Raw genomic sequence first — 18,296 nt, 5'->3', positions numbered from 1 at the left:
ACCCTCAACCCGCCCCGCTCCTCGGCACCCTCCACCGGATCCGCCATCGCCGCGTCGACCGCGGCCACGATCTCCTCATCCAACTCCCGCGTCAGATGCCCGTACCGATCCACCGTCGTCTTGATGCTCTCGTGCCCCAGACGAGCCTGGATCGCCGGCAGCGGGATGTTCTTGGCAATCAGCCACGCCACATGCGTGTGCCGCAGATCGTGGATCCGCGGCCGGCGCGGCAACCCGGCCGCCACGGCGGCATCCACCGCGGGCTTCCACTGCCGGTCCCAGAAATTGCTGTGCCGCCACCGACGGTCCTGCACCGTCCGGAACACCAACTGCTCCGGCCCCCGCCCCTCCAACAAGGGCCGCAACACATCCACCTGGGTGCCCGTCAACGCGAGCGTCCGACGAGACCTCTTCGTCTTCGGCGGCCCCAACCGATACCCATCCGGGGTCTTCTTCCACGCCCGCTGCACCGTCACCGTGCCCTGCGAAAGACTGATGTCCCGCGTCTGCACCGCCGTCGCCTCCCCCCACCGCATCCCCGTCCCCACAAGCCAATCGGCCAGCAGCCGCGCCCGCGGATCCCGGATGCCCCCGGCCAGCCGCCGGTACTCCTCCCGCTCCAGGAAGACCATCTCCTCCACCAACTGGTCATCCGTCCGCGGCAAGCGGGTGCCCTCACACGGATTGTCCTCCCGCACCTTCGCCTTCACCGCAGCCGCGAAGATCGTGAAAAGGAGCCCGTGCCGGTTCGAGATGGTCTTGGGAGACTTCGGCTCCTGCACCCACCGCTCCCCATCCACCGGATCCCGCTCCCCCTCCTCCTGGACCCGCACCCAGTCCTGCACATCGTCCGCCGTCAAGTTCTTGATCGTGCCCTGCACGACCAGCCCCGAGTGCGTGGTGTGGTGCAGGTCCATACTCTGCTCCAGCATGCGGGCATAGTCCCGCTTCGTTCGCGCGTCGACCCCCGTCAGCCGCCCCACATACCGCAGCGCCCACTCCAGCCACGGCACGTCGTCCGGCTCGGCCTGCTCCTCCACGAACCCCTTCCCGCGCACCCACCCCCGCGGCCACCGCTGCCCGTGCGCGTCGACCAACCGCTTGAAAGTCTCGGCCTGGTCGCGGTCCGTGAAGTTCTCCGACTGCCCGGGAGCACCGCGGCCCCCGCCCTCCCGCCACTTCACCTGATAGGTGACGCTGCCGTCCTTCTTGGGACGTTCCACGATGGATGCCATGGCGGAAGAATAGGGCCCGAATAGCGACTGGTGCTCCCGGCGTGTTCCCAAAAGCAGAAACAAGCAAAGCCCTCGACCTGCTTACACCAGCTCAGCGCCCTTGCAGGCAAGCAGGAGTGACGGGAACCACTCCCGACACCGCCGTTGTCCGGTGATAGAAAGAGCCTGCCCGTACACCATCGGCCGCCGGACCCGACCGTTCGACGCGCCAGGCACAGGGGGATCCATGTCACAGCCGCCGCCACCGCCGAACCAGCCGCCACCACCTCCGGAGGAACCGCCGGCCGGGAGCGGTGCCCCGGAGGAGTCCTCCGCCCCGGACGCCGCCCCGGAGTCGACCCCGGAGGGTTCCGGCGCGGCCCCGGGATCGGACGGGAAGTCCGCCGGGGGCGACGCGGGCCCGGCCGGCGCGACCGGTGGTCCGGAGGCCTCCGACGCCCCCGCCGCACCCTCGAACCAGCCGCCGCCCCCGCCGGCGCCCGGCGCCGCGCCGCCGCCCGCCGGTGGGTTCGGTGCGCCCGTGCCGCCGCCGGGGCAGCCGCCGCAGCCGGGCGCCGTGCCGCCGCCGGGGCAGCCGCCCGCCGGCTACGGCTACCCGACGCAGCCCCCGGCGCCGCAGCCCGGTTACGGCTACCCCCAGCAGCCGCCCCAGCCGGGTTACGGCTATCCGCAGCAGCCGCCGGCCGGGTTCGGCGCGCCCGGTGCCCCGGCCGCGCCCGGCCCCTACGGGCAGCCCGGCGCGCCCGGCCCCTACGGCGCCCCCACCGGCCCGATGCCCGGTTACGGCCGGCCGCAGCAGCCGCCGCAGCCCGGCGCGGTGCCCGGCAAGCCCGGCGGGGGAGGGAACGCCCCCCGCATGGTCCTGATCATCGGTGTGGTGCTGGCGGTCCTGCTCGCCGGTGGCTTCGGCGCGTACTACGTGCTCACCGGTGGCAGCGACGACGACGCCCCCTCCGCCACCGGCCCGGACACCGGCACCGACGGGGGGAGCGACAGCGGCACCGACGACGGCAGCGGTGGAGACGAGGAGCCCGGCGGTGACACCGGCCTGCCCGAGGGGGCGGTCGAGGCCGAGCTGGTCATGGAGATCGAGCAGCCCGACGTCCCGGAGGAGGACATCCTCACCGAGGCCTACGGCTACTGGGTGGTCGAGGACTCCCTCGTCCGCGTGATGACCCGCGAGGTGGTCTCCCACGACCTGAACACCGGTGAGCAGCAGTGGAGCTTCCCGCTGCCGAACAACGAGTGCCGTGCCTCCCACGAGCACTCCGAGGGTCGCATCGCCATCCTCCAGGGCCGTGACTGCGAGGTGCTGACCGTCCTGGACATCACCACCGGCGAGGACGTGTGGACGACCACCATCGACGCCGACGTCACCCCCGGCCGCTACTCGGTGCCCGCCATCCTCGGTGACACCGTCGCCCTCGGCTGGACGCTGGGCGGCCACGGGTGGAGCATCTCGCAGGAGAAGGCGCTGTGGGAGCCGCGCTCGCGCGAGGACTGCAAGGAGGACTCGTACGCCGTGATGGACGGCGTGTTCATCTCCAAGGTCGGCTGCGGCTTCATCGGCGACGACGGCGGCAGCATCCGGGCCACCGAGGAGGACGGCACCGAACTGTGGTCCTGGGAGTACCCGGCCGAGCAGGACGGGAAGAAGCTGCGCTTCCGCTCGGTCATCTCCGCCGACCCGCTGGTGGTGCGGATGGACCTCGGCGAGATCGCCGAGGCCGAGGAGCAGATCTGGGTCATCGACGCGGACCGGGAGGATGTGGCGCACGTCCTGCCCTACGACCGCGAGCGGCACGTCAGCCCCTGTGACGCGGTGACCCTCTCCTGGTGCCCCGCGGCCGTGGTCCACGACGGGATGATGTACCTGGCCTCCACGGACCGCGAGAACTCGGTGATCGCCTTCGACCTGTCCACCGGCACCGCCGTGTGGGAGGTCGCCTCCGAGGAGGGCGCGACGATCATGCCGATGCAGGAGCAGGACGGGAAGATCCTCGCCTACGAGATCGCGAGCACCGAGCAGCCGGGTGCCGTGGTGGCGATCGATCCCGCCACCGAGAGCGCCGAGTTGGTGATGGTCCTGCCGCGCGAGTCGCGGGAGGCGCAGCGCCGGGTGGTCTCCGACCCGTACTCCCCGGAGGACCGTCCCTTCTGGGCGGACAACCGGCTGATCCTGCTCTCGCAGCGGTTCTACGACCACACCGTGGGTGACCCGGTGACGATGGTCTTCCGCTGAGGCCGGCCCTTCCGCGACCGCCGACGGCCCCGCCCCCTCCGGGGGGCCGGGGCCGTCGGCGTGCGTGTTCCGCCCGCGCCGGGCGGGGTCCCGGCCGTATCCTCGACCGCGACCGCCGGTCGGCGCCCGGACGACGGTGCCGGGCGATCGCCGGACGGGATCCGAACGACCCGGGGGCGTGTCGAGGGGGCCCGGCGGGATCCCGAAGGGGGAGGACGTGACGAGCGTGCGGGTGGTGGTCGTGGACGACCGCCGTTTGGTGGCCGAGGCCCTGGCGTCGGCGCTGCGGGTGCGCGGCCACCGGGTCCCGGCCGTCGCGGCCCCGCTGTCCCGGGCGGCCGAACTGGTGGCCGCCAAACAGCCCGAGGTGTGCCTGTTCGGCACCGCCACGCCGGAGGCGGACAGCGCGCTGGAGCCGCTGGCCCGCATCCACCGGGAGAGTCCCCGCACGGCGGTGGTGGTGCTCGGGCCGGTCCCGCGCCCGCGCGGGGTGGCGGCGGTCTTCGCGGCCGGGGCCCGGGGGTACGTGCGGGAGGACGAGCGGATGGAGGGCGTGGAGCGGGCGATGGCCCGGGCCCGCTCGGGCGAGCCGGCGGTGACGCCGCAACTGCTGCGGGAGGCGTTCGTCGAGCTGCTGCACCCGCGTTCGGCGCCGGACGCCGAGGGCACCCGGCTGGCGGCGCTGCTGACCGAACGGGAGGCGGACGTGCTCCGCCGCATCGTGGACGGCGAGGACACCCGGTCGATCGCGACCGGCCTGGGGGTGGCGCCGAGCACGGCCCGTACCCACGTGCAGCGGTTGCTGTCCAAGTTGGGCACGACCTCCCGGCTGGAGGCGGCGGCGCTGGCCGTGCGCACCGGGCTGCTCGACCGGTTGCCCGCGTCCCTGCCCGGACCGCGCCGGCCCTGATCGGCCGCCCGAGGGCCGGGGCCGGGGCGTTCCGCGGGTCGCACGGGTCGGTGGGTCAGGTGACGCCGCCCCGGTCCCCCCGGTCGCCCGCCGGTGCCCGGTCCGCTCCGGACCGGGGGCGCCCCCGGCCGGCCCAGCCGGCGAGGAAGGCCAGGGCCTCCGCGGAGGGGGAGTCGGGCTCGGCGCCGTACACCACGAGGGTGTGACCCGGCGTGCCGCGCAGGTCCGACACCCGGAAACCGAGGGTCAGCTCCCCGACCAGCGGATGGACGAACCGCTTGTGTCCCGTGCCGTGCGCCCGCACCCGGTACTCCGCCCACCAGCGCCGGAAGTCGCCGTCCCTCTCGGACAGTTCCTCCACGAGCCGGGCGGTGTCGGGATCGCCGGGCCGGCGGCCGGCCTCCATCCGCAGGTACGCGACGCACTCCGCGCCGACCCTCTCCCAATCGGCGTACCGGCCGCGCAGTTCCGGGTCGAGGAAGGCGAGCCGGACGAGGTTGCGCTCCCCGTGCGGGTACCGGTCGAAGTCGGTCAGCAGCTCCGCCGCGAGATCGTTGCGGGCGAGGACGTCCAGGCCGTGCCCCAGCACCAGGGCCGCCGCACCCGTCATGCCCTCCAGGAGGGCGCGGTCGGCGGGGTCGATCGCCGGCTCCCCCCGGTGGCCGGCCGGGGCGCCCCGGGCGCCGCCCCGGGTGGGGGCCGCCGCGCAGCGCAGCAGGTACTCCCGCTCGTCCGGCCCCAGCCGCAGGGCGCGGGCCAGGGCGGTGAGGACCTCGGGGGAGACGGTGCCCACCCGTCCCTGCTCGATGCGGGTGACGTAGTCCACGCCGACCCCCGCCAGGACGGCGAGTTCCTCCCGCCGCAGGCCGGGCACCCGGCGGTGTCCCGGGGAGGTCGGCATGCCCACCTCCGCCGGCGTGGTCCGGGCGCGGCACGCCCGCAGGTAGGAACCCAGTTCCGTCACGGCACGGTCCTTTCCGTCGGTCCGGTCGGTGTCAGCCGCCGTGGACCACCTTGGTCTCCAGGAAGCCCACCATGCCCTCCACCCCGAACTCGCGTCCGTTCCCGGACTGCTTGTACCCACCCCAGGGGGCGTTCCAGTCGAACTCGGCGTCGTTGAGGAGCACCGCTCCCGCCCGGACGCGGGCGGCGACCTCGTCCACCCGTTCCCGGTCGGCGCCCACGACGTAGGCGGCCAGCCCGTAGGGGGTGTCGTTGGCGATGGCGATCGCCTCCTCCACGGTGTCGTAGGCGATGACCGCCATCACGGGGCCGAAGATCTCCTCCCGGGCGATGGCCATGTCGTTGGTCACGTCGGTGAAGACGGTCGGTCGGACGTGGTGGCCGGCCTCCAACGCGGCGGGGACCTCCGGTTTGCCGGGGCCGCCGGTGACCACGCGGGCCCCCTCCGACAGGCCCCGTCGGATCCACTCCTGCACGGTGTTCCACTGCGTCCCGGAGACCAGGGGGCCCATGTCGGTGGCCGGGTCGCGCGGGTCGCCCACCGTCAACGCCTCCAGGGAGGGCACCAGCACGGACAGGAACTCCTCCAGCCGCGCCCGGGGCACCAGGGTGCGGGTCGGGGCGCTGCACAGCTGCCCGGTCATCGCCATCATCCATTGGCGCACCGTGGCCACGGCGATTCCGAAGTCGGCGTCGGGCAGCAGGATGTGCGGGGACTTGCCGCCCAGTTCGGTGAGCACGCGTTTCATGGTGGGCGCGGCGGCCGTCGTCACCCGCACGGCGGTGGCGAGGGAGCCGGTGAAGGAGACGACCCCGATGCCGGGGTGGGAGGCCAGCGCGTTCCCGGCGCCCGCCCCGTCGCCGTGCACCAGGTTGAAGACGCCGGCGGGGGTCCCGGCCGCGTCCATGATCTCGGCGAAGAGCGTCGCGCAGCGCGCGGCGAGTTCCGCGGGTTTGAGCACCACCGTGCAGCCCGCGGCCAGGGCCGAGGCGGTCTTGCCCGCCATCTGGAGGACGGGGAAGTTCCAGGGGGTGATGAGGCCGGCCGGGCCGACCGGTTCGCGGCGGATCACGGTGGAGCCGTGCCGCTCCTCGAAGGCGTAGCCCTTCGCGGCCTCGATGGTGCCGGTGATCTGGAGGCGCCCGGTCGGCACGTGCCCCTCCCGGGCCAGGGTCACCGGCGCGCCCATGTCCTCGGTGACCGCCTCCACCAGCTCCTCCGAGCGCCTGTCGAACTCGGCGAGGACGTTCTCCAGCAGGGCGATCCGCTCCGCCGGTGTGGTGCGGGACCAGGTGTCGAAGGCGCGTTCGGCGGCGGTGACGGCGCGGTCCACGTCCGCCGCTCCGCCCATCACCACGCGGCCGGTGGGGCTGCCGTCCGCGGGGTGGGTCCGTTCCGTGACCGTGCCCTCCAGGGGGCGGGTCCGGGTGCCGTCGATGTACAGGTGGTCGATGTCGCGCATGGGGGTGGGTGCTCCCGTCTCCGGTTCCGCCGGGGGAGTGGGGTCGCGCGGCGCGCGACCCGGCGCGGGCTCGGTCCGCCCCGCCTCCCGGTCGGTGGTTCCAGCGTGGGCGCGGACGCGGCGGGTACCCAGGCGGCGTTCTTCCCGGGACTGCCGGTACCACCCTCGGGGGCCGGGGGCCGCCGACCCGGGACGCCGTTGACGGGAGAGACCTCCTGTGCTTCATTGTGTTTGTTTCTGTTTGACTCAATGGTGAAAAGATTGGTCTGCTGTCGGATGCGGGACGCGCCGGCGGGACCGAAGAGGGCGGCGATGAAGAAGACCATGACCCGGCTGGCCGACGGCCGGGAACTCATCTACTACGACCGGGCGGACGACGCCGTCCGATCCGCCCCCGACCGCCGTCCGCTGGGAGCGGCGACCTCCTCCTCGGAGATCCGGGTGGACCGCCTGCTGCGCGAGGAGGTCGGGTACGCCGCCCACCGCCAGGGCCGCACCTTCATGCCGCCGACCGACCGGTGCCCGTTGTGCCCCACGGTCGGCGATCGGCTGAGCGAGATCCCCGAGTCCTCCTACGAGGTCGCGGTCTTCGAGAACCGCTTCCCCTCCTTCGGCGGCGGGACCGGCCGCTGCGAGGTGGTCTGCTTCACCCCCGACCACGACTCCTCCTTCGCCGACCTCGACGAGGGCGGTGCGGCCCTGGTGCTGGACGCCTGGACCGACCGCACCGACGAACTCTCCCGGCACCCCGGCGTCCGGCAGGTGTACTGCTTCGAGAACCGGGGCGCGGAGATCGGCGTCACCCTCGCCCACCCGCACGGCCAGATCTACGGCTACCCCCACGTCACACCGCACACCGCCCGGGCCCTGGAGTCCGCCGCGGCCCACCGCGCGGCCGGCGGCGGCAACCTGTGGGACGAACTGGTGGCGGAGGAGGTGGCCGACGGCCGCCGGATCGTCCTGGACGCCGAGCACTGGGTGGCCTTCGTCCCGTACGCCGCCCGCTGGCCCTACGAGGTGCACCTGTACCCGCGCCGCCGCGTGCCGGACCTCACGGCCCTCGACGACGACCAGCGCGCCGAGTTCCCCCGCCTGTACCTGGACCTGCTGCGCCGCTTCGACCGGCTCTTCGGCCCCGACGCACCGCCCACCCCGTACATCTCCGGCTGGCACCAGGCCCCCTTCGGGGACGACCTGCCGCTGCCGCGCGAGGAGTTCGCCCTGCACCTGGAACTGTTCACGATCCGACGCGGGCCGGGGAAGCTGAAGTATCTCGCCGGGTCGGAATCCGGCATGAGAGCGTTTGTCAGTGACGTGTTGCCGGAGGCGGCGGCGCATCGACTGCGTGAGGTGGAGGCTCAGTGAGCAGGTATCTGGTCACCGGTGGGGCGGGCTACGTCGGCGGCGTGGTCACCGCCCACCTGTTGGCGGCCGGGCACGGGGTGACGGTCCTGGACGACCTGTCCACCGGCTTCCGCGAGGGCGTGCCCGCGGGGGCCGAGTTCATCGAGGGCTCGATCCGGGACGCCGGCAAGTGGCTCGACCCCTCCTACGCGGGCGTGCTGCACTTCGCCGCCTCCTCGCAGGTCGGCGAGTCCGTGGTCAACCCGGAGAAGTACTGGCGCAACAACGTCGGCGGCACCACCGAACTGCTGACCGCGATGCGGGACGCCGGCGTGCGCACCCTGGTGTTCTCCTCCACCGCCGCCGTCTACGGCGAGCCGGAGACCACCCCCATCACCGAGGACGCCCGCACCGCACCCACCAGCCCCTACGGCGCGAGCAAGCTCGCCGTGGACCACATGATCACCGGGGAGTGCGCCGCGCACGGCCTGGCCGCCGTCTCGCTGCGCTACTTCAACGTCGCCGGCGCGCACGGCGAGCAGGGCGAGCGGCACGACCCGGAGAGCCACCTCATCCCGCTGGTGCTCCAGGTGGCGCTGGGCCGCCGGGAGGCCATCCACGTCTTCGGCGAGGACTACCCCACCCCCGACGGCACCTGCGTGCGCGACTACATCCACGTGGACGACCTCGCCGAGGCCCACCTGCTGGCCCTGGACGCCGCCACCGGCGGCGAGCACCTGATCTGCAACCTCGGCAACGGCAACGGCTTCTCCGTCCGCGAGGTCATCGAGACCGCCCGCAGCGTCACCGGCCATCCCATCCCCGAGGTCGCCGCCGAGCGGCGCGGGGGCGACCCGGCCGTACTGGTGGCCTCCGCCGAACGTGCCCGTGCCCGCCTGGGCTGGAACCCCTCCCGGGCCGACCTGGCCGGGATCATCGCCGACGCCTGGGAGTTCGCCCGGCGCGAGCAGCAGCGGAAGGACGCCCCCACCCCGTGAACCGTCCCACCGCGCCCTCCGCCGGACCCCCCGCGCCCGACTCCACCGTCACGGCCGACGACGCGCGCGCCTCCGACACCGCCCGGGCCTCCGACACCGCCCGCCTCTTCGAGCGGATCTTCGGCGCCGAACCCACCGGCGTGTGGGCGGCGCCGGGCCGGGTCAACCTGATCGGCGAACACACCGACTACAACGACGGCTTCGTGATGCCGCTGGCCCTGCCGCACACCACGACCGTCGCCGCCGCGCCCCGGGAGGACGGCGTCCTCGCGCTGTACTCGGCCGACCTGCCGGGACCGGTGGCGGTGCTCCCGCTGGAGGACCTGACCCCGGGCGCCGTGCCGGGGTGGACCGGGTACCCCGCCGGCGTGCTCTGGGCGCTGCGGGACGCCGGCCACGAGGTCGGCGGCGCCTCGCTGTGCGTCGCCTCCACCGTGCCCACCGGCGCCGGACTGTCCTCCTCCGCCGCGCTGGAGGTCGCCTCCGCGATGGCGCTGTGCGAGTTGTACGGGGCGGTGCCCGACGGGCAGCGGCTGGCCCGGATCGCGCAGCGCGCGGAGAACGCCTTCGTCGGGGTGCCCTGCGGGATCATGGACCAGATGGCCTCCGCCTGCTGCACCGCCGGCCATGTGCTGCACCTGGACACCCGGGACATGGCGGTCCGGCAGGTGCCCTTCGACATGGCCGCCGAGGGCCTGCGGTTGCTGGTGGTGGACACCCGGGTCAAGCACGACCTGGCCGACGGCGGGTACGCCGAACGCCGCGCCGGCTGCGAGGCGGGCGCCGAGGCGCTGGGCGTGCCCTCGCTGCGCTCCGTCCCCCGGGACGGGCTGGAGGACGCGCTCGCCCGACTGACCGATCCCGGGGTCCGCGCCCTGGTGCGGCACGTCGTCACCGAGAACGAGCGGGTGGCCCGGGTGGTGGGGCTCCTGGAGGCCGGCCGGGCCCGGGACATCGGCCCGGTGCTGACCGAGGGCCACACCTCCCTGCGGGACGACTTCGGGGTCTCCTGCCCCGAGCTGGACCTGGTGGTCGGCACGGCGGTGGCGGCCGGCGCGCTGGGCGCGCGGATGACCGGCGGCGGCTTCGGCGGCTCGGCGATCGTGCTGGCCGAGGCCGACGCGGTCGGCGAACTGGGGGAGCGGGTGGTCGCCGCCTCGGCCGCCGCCGGACACCCGCAGCCGCGGGTCTTCGAGGCCGTTCCCTCGACGGGCGCCCGCCGCGTCCTGTGAGCCCGCCCGACGCCCTCCCCGGGGCCGGTGCCGCCCGGGCACCGGCCCCGGGGGCGTTCCGGGGGCAGGGCCCGACCGTACCGACCGGGAACGCGGGGACGTGACGAAGTCGGTACCGGGCGGGCGGAAGGGGATTCGCCCAAACCCCTGTCGGAGCGCTCCCGGGCCCGTACTCTGGGCGCAGCACCGGTGGGGGCCGGTGCCCATCAGGGGGCGAGACAGGTGGGCGCGGTGTCCGCCGTCCGGTGACCCGTCCGCTCGGCGGCGGCCGAGCGGGAGCCCCGGGGAGCCGGCCGGAGGGCGTCGCGCCCGCCCGCCGTGCCGGGCGACGGCGGCCCCGGGCCGCCGGTACAGGGGGTGAGGGGTGGAGCGGATCCGGGTCCTGGTGGTGGACCGCCATCGGGTGTTCGCCGAGTCCCTGGCGATGGCGTTGACCGCCGAGCCGGATGTGGAGGCCACCGCGACCGGTTCGGCCGCGGCGGCGGATCGACTGGTGGAGCGGGCCAGGGAGACCGGTGACCCGCTGCGGGTGTTGTTGGTGGACGCCGCCGCCGAGGGGGCCGAGGACGCGGGGGCCGCCCTCGCGGCGCGGATCGCTGCCTGGCGGGCCCGGCAGCCGCGACTGCACGTGGTGGTGCTGGCGGCGGAGGACGATCCCCGCGCCTGTGCCCGGTTGCTGTCGGCCGGGGCGCGCGGCTGGGTGGCGAAGGACTGTTCGCTGGCGCGGTTGCTCCAGGTGGTGCGCGGTGTGGTGCGGGAGGAGACGCACCTGCCGCCGGGGTTGCTGACCGGTGTGCTGGTGGAGCTGAGCCGCGAGTCCCGGCACCGCACCGAGCACGAGCGGCTGGTGGAGGCGTTGACGCCGCGCGAGCTGGAGGTGCTGCGCTGCATGCTGGCGGGACTGGGCCGCAAGGCGGTGGCCGAACGTCTCTACCTGTCCCCGCACACCGTGCGCACCCACATGCAGAACGTCCTGGGCAAGCTGGGGGTGCACTCGACGCTGGCGGCGGTGGCGCTGGCCCGCCGTGCGGGGGTGCCGCCCGCCGACTGAGCGGCGACGGCGCTCAGTACGGGGTGTTGTCGAAGGGCGCGGTCAGCTCGCGGAGCAGGGCGGCCAGTTCGCGGCGCTGCGGGGTGCTCAGCTCCGCCAGGATCTCCCGCTCGCGGTCCAGCAGCCCGGCCAGGGCGCGGTCGGCGTGGTCCCGACCGGTGTCCGTGAGGCGTACCAGCACACCGCGGCGGTCCTCCGGGTCCGGCAGGCGCTCGACCAGGCCGCGTTTGGCGAGTCGGTCGATCCGGTTGGTCATGGTGCCGGAGGTGACCAGGGTCTGGGTGAGCAGGCGGCCGGGGGAGAGCTGGTAGGGCGTGCCGGCCCGGCGCAGGGCGGTGAGCACGTCGAACTCCCACGGCTCCAAACCCAGTTCGGCGAAGGCGGTGCGCCGCGCGCGGTCCAGGTGTCGGGCCAGCCTGCTGACGCGGCTGAGCACCTCCAGCGGCTCCACGTCCAGGTCCGGTCGCTCCCGCCGCCAGGCGGCCACCAGCCGATCGACCTCGTCCTCCATGGGGCCAGTGTAGTAGTTGTGTCGATGTGAAGTCTCTTGAGAACGATACTCTTGATGCGGTGAATCTTGACATCAAGAGAAAATATGGATGTGATCGAGTGATGAGCGACGAGTCGACCGCCCCCCGCTGGGACCCCGGACAGTACCTGCGCCACGCCGACCACCGCCTGCGCCCGCTGCGCGAACTCCTCGACCGGATCGCCGACGGCCCGCGGCCGCCCGCCGCGCCCGGCGCGCCCCCGCGTGTCGCGGACCTCGGATGCGGCCCCGGCACGCCCACGCGCATGATCGCCGCCCGCTTCCCCGGCGCCCGGGTCACCGGGTGGGACAACTCGCAGGAGATGCTGGAGGCCGCCCGGGAGCACGCCGGACCCGCACCCGGCGGGGGTCTCGTGGACTTCGCCCGGGCCGACCTCGCCGACTGGCGCCCGACCGAGCCCCACGGCCTGATCGTCTCCAACGCCGCCCTGCAATGGGTCCCGGGCCACGCCGGGCGTTTCCCGGAATGGGTGGCCGGACTGCTCCCCGGAGGCGTCCTCGCCTTCCAGGTACCCGACAACTTCGGCGCCCCGGGTCACGTGCTGCTGCGCGAGCTGTGCGCCTCGCCCCGGTGGCGGGACCGCCTCGGCGGCGTGCTGCGCGGTCCGGCCCCGATCCTCGACCCCGACGGCTACCACGACGCCCTGGCCGCCACCGGCTGCTCGGTGGACCTGTGGACCACCGAGTACCGGCAGCTCCTCACCGGTCCGGACCCGGTCCTGGAGTGGACCCGGGGCACCGCCCTGCTGCCCGTCCTCACCGCGCTCGCCGACGCTCCGGAGGAGCGGGAGGCGTTCCTGGCCGAGTACGCCGAGCGACTGCGCGAGGCCTACCCCCGGCGCCCGGACGGCACCACCGTCTTCCCCTTCCGCCGCCTGTTCGCCGTCGCCCGCCGCCCCGCCGGGGCGTAACCGGGGCGGCGGGCGAGGGCGAACGGGTCCACCTTGCGACGGCACCACAGTGGATGTCGCCGTTGCCGACACGGATTCCACGACCCTTTCCCGGCCCGGATCCGACCCCGGGACCTTCAGAAGTCCTGAGGTGAGCGATTCGCCTCCTGATCACTGGATGTGACGTCTTGTCCGCTTGTGGCGGGGGGTCTCGGAATCAGGGTGGTGTCAATGGGTGGAAGCACCGTTCTCGGCGAGGGCTCGCCGCATGGCTTCTCGCGGCGTCGGGTAGCCGAGACAACCGACGGGGTTGGCTGGTGATCTCTTCGGCCATGGCGGCGAGATAGGGCGGATGGGCGGTGATATCACATCTTTGGTGAGGTGGTCGCGGATGATCCGGTTCGTGTTCTCGGTCCTCGGCGGCTGCCAGGGAGGAGTGGGAATCGGCGAAGCAGACGTCCAAGCCGGTCGCGACGGTCAGGGCCGTGTGGCCTCTCACCTTTGTCCTCTGATTCCGGGTCAGCGCCTTGCGCACCAATCCGGTAGACCCGGGATCTGCTTGATCACGACGGTGGACAGACCGTCGGCGTGCCCCTCAGGGATCACGCAGAACCGGGTCTCGCGGTCGACCAGGGTCACTGCCGCGGACCGGCTGTCCCTCCCGAGGACGAGGCACCCCTCCCAACGCCCCGGGGTCCTGCCGCCGAACGCTTCGGCGAGCCGGTCACGATTGGAACGCATCCCGACGACCCGAGCCCCTTCGAAGCCTTGCGACGCGGACCATGTTTCGTTCGCTTGCTGGACAACCTCACCCCAAGGAGGGCGGGGTTCCCCTTGGGGAGCATGTGGATCCAGGTGTAGACGCTTCGTGCGAGACAGTGACCCCGCCCGGCCGGGAGCGAGCCTTCGATGACCGCAACGGCGCCGTTAGTGCCGCATACGTACATGGTGTCTACGGCTCACGCAACGTGTGCATCAACGTTACGAACAAGACCTACGCCCGCTACTCCTTCGTTTCCGGCATGTCCTGGGGGTTTTCCGAAAATCTCGGGTTTCCCCTACCTGCCAACTGGGCGTTCAACCAAATCAAAGAAACATCGAACATTCCGATCGGCGGAAGCACGCCAATCGACCTCGACAACACTGTCTGGCGGCCGGACTCCGACCCTGGGATATCGTCTCTGAACCGCAATGCTTCGCCGGCGGGCGACTTCATCACTTTCATATCCGGTCTGCACCTCGCCGCTATGGACTATAAAGCGTCACATGGTTCTGCTCGTGATGCCTCCAAGCTCGTCATGGAATTCATGCGGTCCCGTACCTACGATAACGTGCAATGGCGAGCCATTCTCGGGAATATCGACCACGGGTTCATCTCTTACGCCAAGAGCAAGGGATTCAAGGTCGTCGAAGAGTTCACTGACCCTGTTTCAGGTTACCGAATTGGTGCTGAGCACTTGTTTGCCACTGCGGACGGCCATTACGTCATCGCCCGGCCAAGTAACCAGATGAGCGTCAACGAAGGCGACATCACAGGTTGGGGCGGAGACCTCATGGCCTTCTATACTGACTGGCGTGATTCGGAGGAGAAGTACGCGTCAGGGAAAGAGTTTTGCAATGCAAAACTCGCCAAACCCGGCGTGTCCTCCTCCTTTGGCTTCACGGACCTCATAGAAGATGCGGACGGGTATCTCATTGCCCGTGCCATACGCAACGGCAAGGACATCGCGACCGCCGTTCGCGAGCGTTACAGTAACGGCGGCACAGCCCTCAATCGATTCACCAACTACTTCCAACAGCGGTGGGGGACCGCATCAAACTGCAAGCAGTCGGCCTGGAACGTCCTGACCGTGACGGACCCGATCTTCGATATTGCCCGCAGTTACTTCATCACCCTCAACCTTGCCATGTACCCGAACGCCCTGATCAACATGCCTGGTGGTTCCGATAAGCTGGACAGCTTCGTTCAGGGATACACGGACGCCATCCTCGCGCGGGTTGGCGCAGAATAATAGTTAAGAGTCATCGTGGGGATTTCATTCATTGGGGCCGTTCAGTTCTGGGCCCCGACAGCGCTTTTGTGCACAATTATTGCCGTCGTGGTGAGGCGCAGGCAAAAGGAGCCGGGTCTTCTGCAGGCTTCATCAATGATGGTCATGAGCTGCGTTGCATTGCTGAATGCTTTGACCGTATGGCTCATCGGCCTTTCTCCGGCGGGTCTCGACTTGAAGGAGGCCTGTGAGTATTGGAACGGTGTCCCCTTCGACGAGCAGTGGCACGCCTTGCACCACATGGAGTCGCAAAAGTGGTTCCCGCTGCACGCCAAATGCAATGCGAATGTGGATCTCGTGCCCGCATGGATCAACCCCATGATCATCGCTCTCGTGGTTCTCTCCATCGCCTGCTTGTGCATGGCGATTTACCTCGGCGTACGAAAGTTCCTCCGGGTAAGAAAGAAGACACATGTCTGATACCGAAATCTCATGGCTGACGCGGCAACGCGTCCTTTCCGCAGGAACTGCCCTGGCCGCTGGAACAGTCCTCTGGCCGGCTGGCCCCGCCACAGCTGCCCCCAAGGAAAGCAGAAGAAGGTCCTCTGAGTGGACGGCTCGGAGGAGTGCCAATGGTTGGCCCGTACTTGACTTCGCTCCATCCCATCGAGTTGAAGGCGCGGGGAAGCTCGGTGTTCGACTTGCTGAGGGAGACGCTGCGACAGTCCTGTTGTACGTGGTTCGGCGCTACTGCTACGAGATCGAGATGCTCGAACCGTCCGACGTGGTCGGGCACACCGCCAACAAGCAGATCCACGCAGACATGGAGAGCAGCCAACTGTCCGGGACCGCCCTCACCGTCAAGGAAGTTTATTACCCTCTCGCCGCTCCGGCCGGTAATGGGATGTCCGGCGATCAGATCACCGTTGTCGAAGACATTCTGGCAGACTGCCAGGGAGTCGTTGCATGGGGTGGCGAGATGGATCCGCTCAAGCAGTCACACTTCCAGATCGATGTGCCTCCGCACGATTCGCGTTTGAAGACGCTCGCTGCCGGGATCAATAACTGGAATGATCACCCGGGCAAGGGTGCGGGAGCCATCGATGCTTTCCACCCGTCGTGTGTTTCCCGGTCGAGGAAGGCGCGTAACGCCCGATAAGGTGAAATCACGTCCATTCGGCGCAGAAAAGCGGGCCGCTGCGACCGGCCTCGGCCGCAGTGGCCCGCACACAGAACTCGATTGGGGCTGCTCCAACAGTTCGTAGCTGAGTTCTCACCACCCTGCAACCCGGGCCCGGCCACTGCCGGACCGCATCGCGGTGATAGCGGCGACATGCTCCAAGGGCCGCCGGATGGTTACTGCGGATCGGGCGTACGGTCATTTTCCCGTGAGACCCGGCGTCACCCGTTCCCGGGCGCTCGGCCGCATACCCGAGGGGTCCACCCGGAAGACGAGGTGAGGGCTCGGCCGGCACCGACTCCACCAGCGAACCCGCCCCCGGTCCGGGACGGCGTACCGATCGGTGCGACTTCCGGGCGGGAGTCGCCGCTCCTCGCCGTGCCGAATCCCCCGTGCCGCCGGAACGGCGGGGGCCGGCACGCGGTGTGCGTGCCGGCCCCCGGGCGGTGCGTTCGGACGGCCTGCGCTCAGGTGCGGCGGTGACCTATCAGACGGGGCTGGTGCTCCAGCCCCTGGAGACCGTGCCAGGCCAGGTTCACCAGATGCGCGGCGACCTCCGCCTTCTTCGGCTTGCGCACGTTCAGCCACCACTGGCCGGTCAGCGCCACCATGCCCACCAGCGCCTGCGCGTACATCGGCGCCAGCTTCGGGTCGTAGCCCCGGCCCTTGAACTCGCGACCCAGGATGTCCTCCACCCGGGTGGCGATGTCGCCTATCAGCGAGGCGAAGGTGCCGGTGGGGGTGGTCACCGGTGAGTCCCGCACCAGTATGTGGAAGCCGTCGGTGTGCTGCTCGATGTAGTCCAGCAGCGCGAAGGCCGCCTGTTCCAGCAGCTCACGGGGGTGTCCGGCGGTGAGCGCGGAGGTCACCATGTCCATCAGCCGGGTCATCTCCCGGTCCACCACCACGGCGTACAGGCCCTCCTTGCCGCCGAAGTGCTCGTAGACCACCGGCTTGGAGACCCCCGCCTTGGCGGCGATCTCCTCCACCGAGGTCCCGTCGAAGCCGCGTTCGGCGAAGAGCGTGCGACCGATGTCGAGCAGTTGCTCCCGGCGCTCGGTGCCGGTCATCCGGCGCCGGGCACGTCGAGTGGTGCGGGCCGGCTTTTCCGTACTGCTGTTCTCGGTCGCCACGCCCTCCATCATGCCGCGCCGGTGTCGGTCTTCCCCGCCGGGTTCCCCGAGCCGGCCGTGGCGCCGGCCCTCTCGTGGTCCGCCGACCGGCCCCGGCGGGAGCCGTCGTCGCCCTCGGAGACCCGCTTGGCGTCGAGGCGCGACTTCTTCGGCCACCGCACGTCGTGGGCCCAGCCGGCCAGCTCGAACCAGCGGATCAGACGGGCGCTGGAGTCCACCTGCCACCGGTCCACCCCGTGCCGGGCACAGGTCGGGTCGGCGTGGTGCAGGTTGTGCCAGGACTCACCGCAGGAGAGCACCGCCAGCCACCACACGTTGCCCGAGCGGTCGCGCGACTTGAACGGCCGGTTGCCCACCGCGTGACAGATCGAGTTGATCGACCAGGTCACGTGGTGCAGCAGGGCCACCCGCACCAGCGAGCCCCAGAAGAAGGCGGTCAGGGCGCCCTGCCAGGACCAGGTCACCAGACCGCCGATCACGGCCGGGGCGGCGAGGGAGACCACGGTCCACAGCACGAACTGGCGGGAGATCCGCCGGATGTCCGGGTCGGCGATCAGGTCCGGGGCGTACTTGTGCTGCGAGGTCTGCTCCTTGTCGAACATCCACGCCATGTGGGCCCACCACAGGCCCTTGATCAGGGCCGGCACCGTCTCGCCGTACCGCCAGGGGGAGTGCGGGTCGCCCTCGGCGTCGGAGTGCTTGTGGTGCCTGCGGTGGTCGGCGACCCAACGGATCAGCGGACCCTCCACGGCCAGCGAACCGGCGATGGCCAGCGCGATCCGCAGGGGGCGCTTCGCCTTGAAGGAACCGTGCGTGAAGTAACGGTGGAAACCGATGGTGATCCCGTGGCAGCCGATGAAGTAGAAGGCCACGAGCAGGCCCAGGTCCAGCCAGCTCACCCCCCAGCCCCAGGCCAGCGGCACGGCCGCGAGCAGTGCCAGGAACGGCACCACGATGAAGAGGAGCAGGGTGATCTGCTCGATGGAACGGCGTTCCTCGCCGCCGAGGGTGCCGGCGGGCGATCCCTCGGCGTCGGGTGCCTCGGCGGGCGGGGGCGGTACGAGGTCCGGGCTGGTGGTCATGACAGGTACTACCTCGGGGGGTGGAAGAGGGG

General features: G+C 71.3%; 16 protein-coding genes. 10 read left to right on the top strand and 6 right to left on the bottom strand.

The window, feature by feature from the left end; translation table 11 throughout:
- The coding region (locus FOE67_RS02810; protein WP_182660143.1) for a tyrosine-type recombinase/integrase at positions 1-1,235 on the bottom strand (1,235 nt) is incomplete at its 3' end.
- A 520-nt stretch (positions 1,236-1,755) separates the two neighbouring features.
- On the opposite strand from FOE67_RS02810, the gene FOE67_RS02805 reads away from it, so the two are divergent.
- Both FOE67_RS02805 and FOE67_RS02800 read left to right on the top strand, forming a co-directional pair.
- Positions 1,756-3,477: an outer membrane protein assembly factor BamB family protein gene (locus FOE67_RS02805; RefSeq protein WP_182660142.1), complete on the top strand. Its 1,722-nt coding sequence runs from the start codon at positions 1,756-1,758 to the stop codon at positions 3,475-3,477.
- Positions 3,478-3,694: 217 nt separating this feature from the next.
- Positions 3,695-4,387 carry a helix-turn-helix transcriptional regulator gene (locus FOE67_RS02800; RefSeq protein WP_323384094.1) on the top strand — a complete coding sequence of 231 codons (693 nt, stop codon included), beginning with the start codon at positions 3,695-3,697 and terminating at the stop codon, positions 4,385-4,387.
- A gap of 55 nt (positions 4,388-4,442) precedes the next feature.
- Here FOE67_RS02800 and FOE67_RS29945 read toward each other — a convergent pair whose 3' ends face one another.
- Complete coding sequence (locus tag FOE67_RS29945; RefSeq protein WP_182660141.1) at positions 4,443-5,351, bottom strand: helix-turn-helix transcriptional regulator; 909 nt, start codon at positions 5,349-5,351, stop codon at positions 4,443-4,445.
- A gap of 31 nt (positions 5,352-5,382) precedes the next feature.
- Positions 5,383-6,813, bottom strand: a complete 1,431-nt coding sequence (locus FOE67_RS02790) for an aldehyde dehydrogenase family protein (protein WP_182660140.1) — start codon at positions 6,811-6,813, stop codon at positions 5,383-5,385.
- Positions 6,814-7,125: 312 nt separating this feature from the next.
- Here FOE67_RS02790 and galT point away from each other — a divergent pair, with 312 nt between their 5' ends.
- The 4 genes from galT (at position 7,126) to FOE67_RS02770 (ending at position 11,438) form a co-directional block, all read left to right on the top strand.
- On the top strand, positions 7,126-8,178 hold the full coding sequence (gene galT, locus FOE67_RS02785; RefSeq protein WP_182660139.1) for a galactose-1-phosphate uridylyltransferase: 1,053 nt from the start codon (positions 7,126-7,128) through the stop codon (positions 8,176-8,178).
- Positions 8,175-9,155 (top strand): UDP-glucose 4-epimerase GalE, encoded by a 981-nt coding sequence (gene galE / locus FOE67_RS02780; protein WP_182660138.1) that lies wholly within the window; start codon positions 8,175-8,177, stop codon positions 9,153-9,155. Before galT ends, galE begins: the two co-directional genes overlap by 4 nt.
- Complete coding sequence (galK, locus tag FOE67_RS02775) at positions 9,152-10,387, top strand: galactokinase (protein WP_182660137.1); 1,236 nt, start codon at positions 9,152-9,154, stop codon at positions 10,385-10,387. Before galE ends, galK begins: the two co-directional genes overlap by 4 nt.
- Positions 10,388-10,751: 364 nt before the next feature.
- The gene (locus FOE67_RS02770) at positions 10,752-11,438 is read left to right on the top strand and encodes a response regulator transcription factor (protein WP_182660136.1); all 687 of its coding nucleotides are present in this window, start codon (positions 10,752-10,754) and stop codon (positions 11,436-11,438) included.
- Positions 11,439-11,451: 13 nt separating this feature from the next.
- Here FOE67_RS02770 and FOE67_RS02765 read toward each other — a convergent pair whose 3' ends face one another.
- Positions 11,452-11,949 (bottom strand): MarR family winged helix-turn-helix transcriptional regulator, encoded by a 498-nt coding sequence (locus FOE67_RS02765; RefSeq protein ID WP_143619052.1) that lies wholly within the window; start codon positions 11,947-11,949, stop codon positions 11,452-11,454.
- A gap of 101 nt (positions 11,950-12,050) precedes the next feature.
- Between FOE67_RS02765 and FOE67_RS02760 the strand changes: the two genes are divergently transcribed.
- The 4 genes from FOE67_RS02760 to FOE67_RS28800 all read left to right on the top strand — a co-directional run bounded on the left by FOE67_RS02760 (position 12,051) and on the right by FOE67_RS28800 (position 16,028).
- Entirely contained in the window at positions 12,051-12,899 is an 849-nt protein-coding gene (locus FOE67_RS02760; RefSeq protein WP_182660135.1) for a methyltransferase domain-containing protein, read from the top strand.
- A 761-nt stretch (positions 12,900-13,660) separates the two neighbouring features.
- A complete protein-coding gene (locus FOE67_RS02755) occupies positions 13,661-14,890 on the top strand; it encodes a glycoside hydrolase domain-containing protein (protein WP_182660134.1) in 1,230 nt (409 codons plus the stop codon).
- A 15-nt stretch (positions 14,891-14,905) separates the two neighbouring features.
- Entirely contained in the window at positions 14,906-15,349 is a 444-nt protein-coding gene (locus tag FOE67_RS02750) for a hypothetical protein (RefSeq protein ID WP_182660133.1), read from the top strand.
- 256 nt (positions 15,350-15,605) lie between these two features.
- Positions 15,606-16,028, top strand: a complete 423-nt coding sequence (locus tag FOE67_RS28800) for a hypothetical protein (protein ID WP_323384096.1) — start codon at positions 15,606-15,608, stop codon at positions 16,026-16,028.
- 488 nt (positions 16,029-16,516) lie between these two features.
- Here the strand turns inward: FOE67_RS28800 and FOE67_RS02740 are convergent, their stop codons facing one another.
- Both FOE67_RS02740 and FOE67_RS02735 read right to left on the bottom strand, forming a co-directional pair.
- Complete coding sequence (locus FOE67_RS02740; RefSeq protein ID WP_182660144.1) at positions 16,517-17,191, bottom strand: TetR/AcrR family transcriptional regulator; 675 nt, start codon at positions 17,189-17,191, stop codon at positions 16,517-16,519.
- Positions 17,191-18,264, bottom strand: coding sequence for an acyl-CoA desaturase (locus tag FOE67_RS02735; RefSeq protein WP_182660131.1), 1,074 nt, complete (start codon positions 18,262-18,264; stop codon positions 17,191-17,193). Before FOE67_RS02735 ends, FOE67_RS02740 begins: the two co-directional genes overlap by 1 nt.
- Positions 18,265-18,296: the final 32 nt, after the last annotated feature.

It is taken from the genome of Streptomyces calidiresistens, from assembly GCF_014141525.1.
Classification (GTDB): Bacteria; Actinomycetota; Actinomycetes; order Streptomycetales; family Streptomycetaceae; genus Streptomyces; species Streptomyces calidiresistens.
The sequence above is the reverse complement of the archived record's forward strand: the minus strand, read 5'-3'. Positions and strand labels throughout refer to the sequence as shown.

Bases quoted from the DNA above. Each gene is read 5' to 3' on its own strand.
- FOE67_RS02765 (WP_143619052.1), bottom strand. From the start codon at position 11,949: ATGGAGGACGAGGTCGATCGGCTGGTGGCCGCCTGGCGGCGGGAGCGA.
- FOE67_RS02755 (WP_182660134.1), top strand. From the start codon at position 13,661: ATGTTTCGTTCGCTTGCTGGACAACCTCACCCCAAGGAGGGCGGGGTT.
- FOE67_RS02790 (WP_182660140.1), bottom strand. From the start codon at position 6,813: ATGCGCGACATCGACCACCTGTACATCGACGGCACCCGGACCCGCCCC.
- galT (WP_182660139.1), top strand. From the start codon at position 7,126: ATGAAGAAGACCATGACCCGGCTGGCCGACGGCCGGGAACTCATCTAC.
- FOE67_RS02740 (WP_182660144.1), bottom strand. From the start codon at position 17,191: ATGGAGGGCGTGGCGACCGAGAACAGCAGTACGGAAAAGCCGGCCCGC.
- FOE67_RS02735 (WP_182660131.1), bottom strand. From the start codon at position 18,264: ATGACCACCAGCCCGGACCTCGTACCGCCCCCGCCCGCCGAGGCACCC.
- FOE67_RS02760 (WP_182660135.1), top strand. From the start codon at position 12,051: ATGAGCGACGAGTCGACCGCCCCCCGCTGGGACCCCGGACAGTACCTG.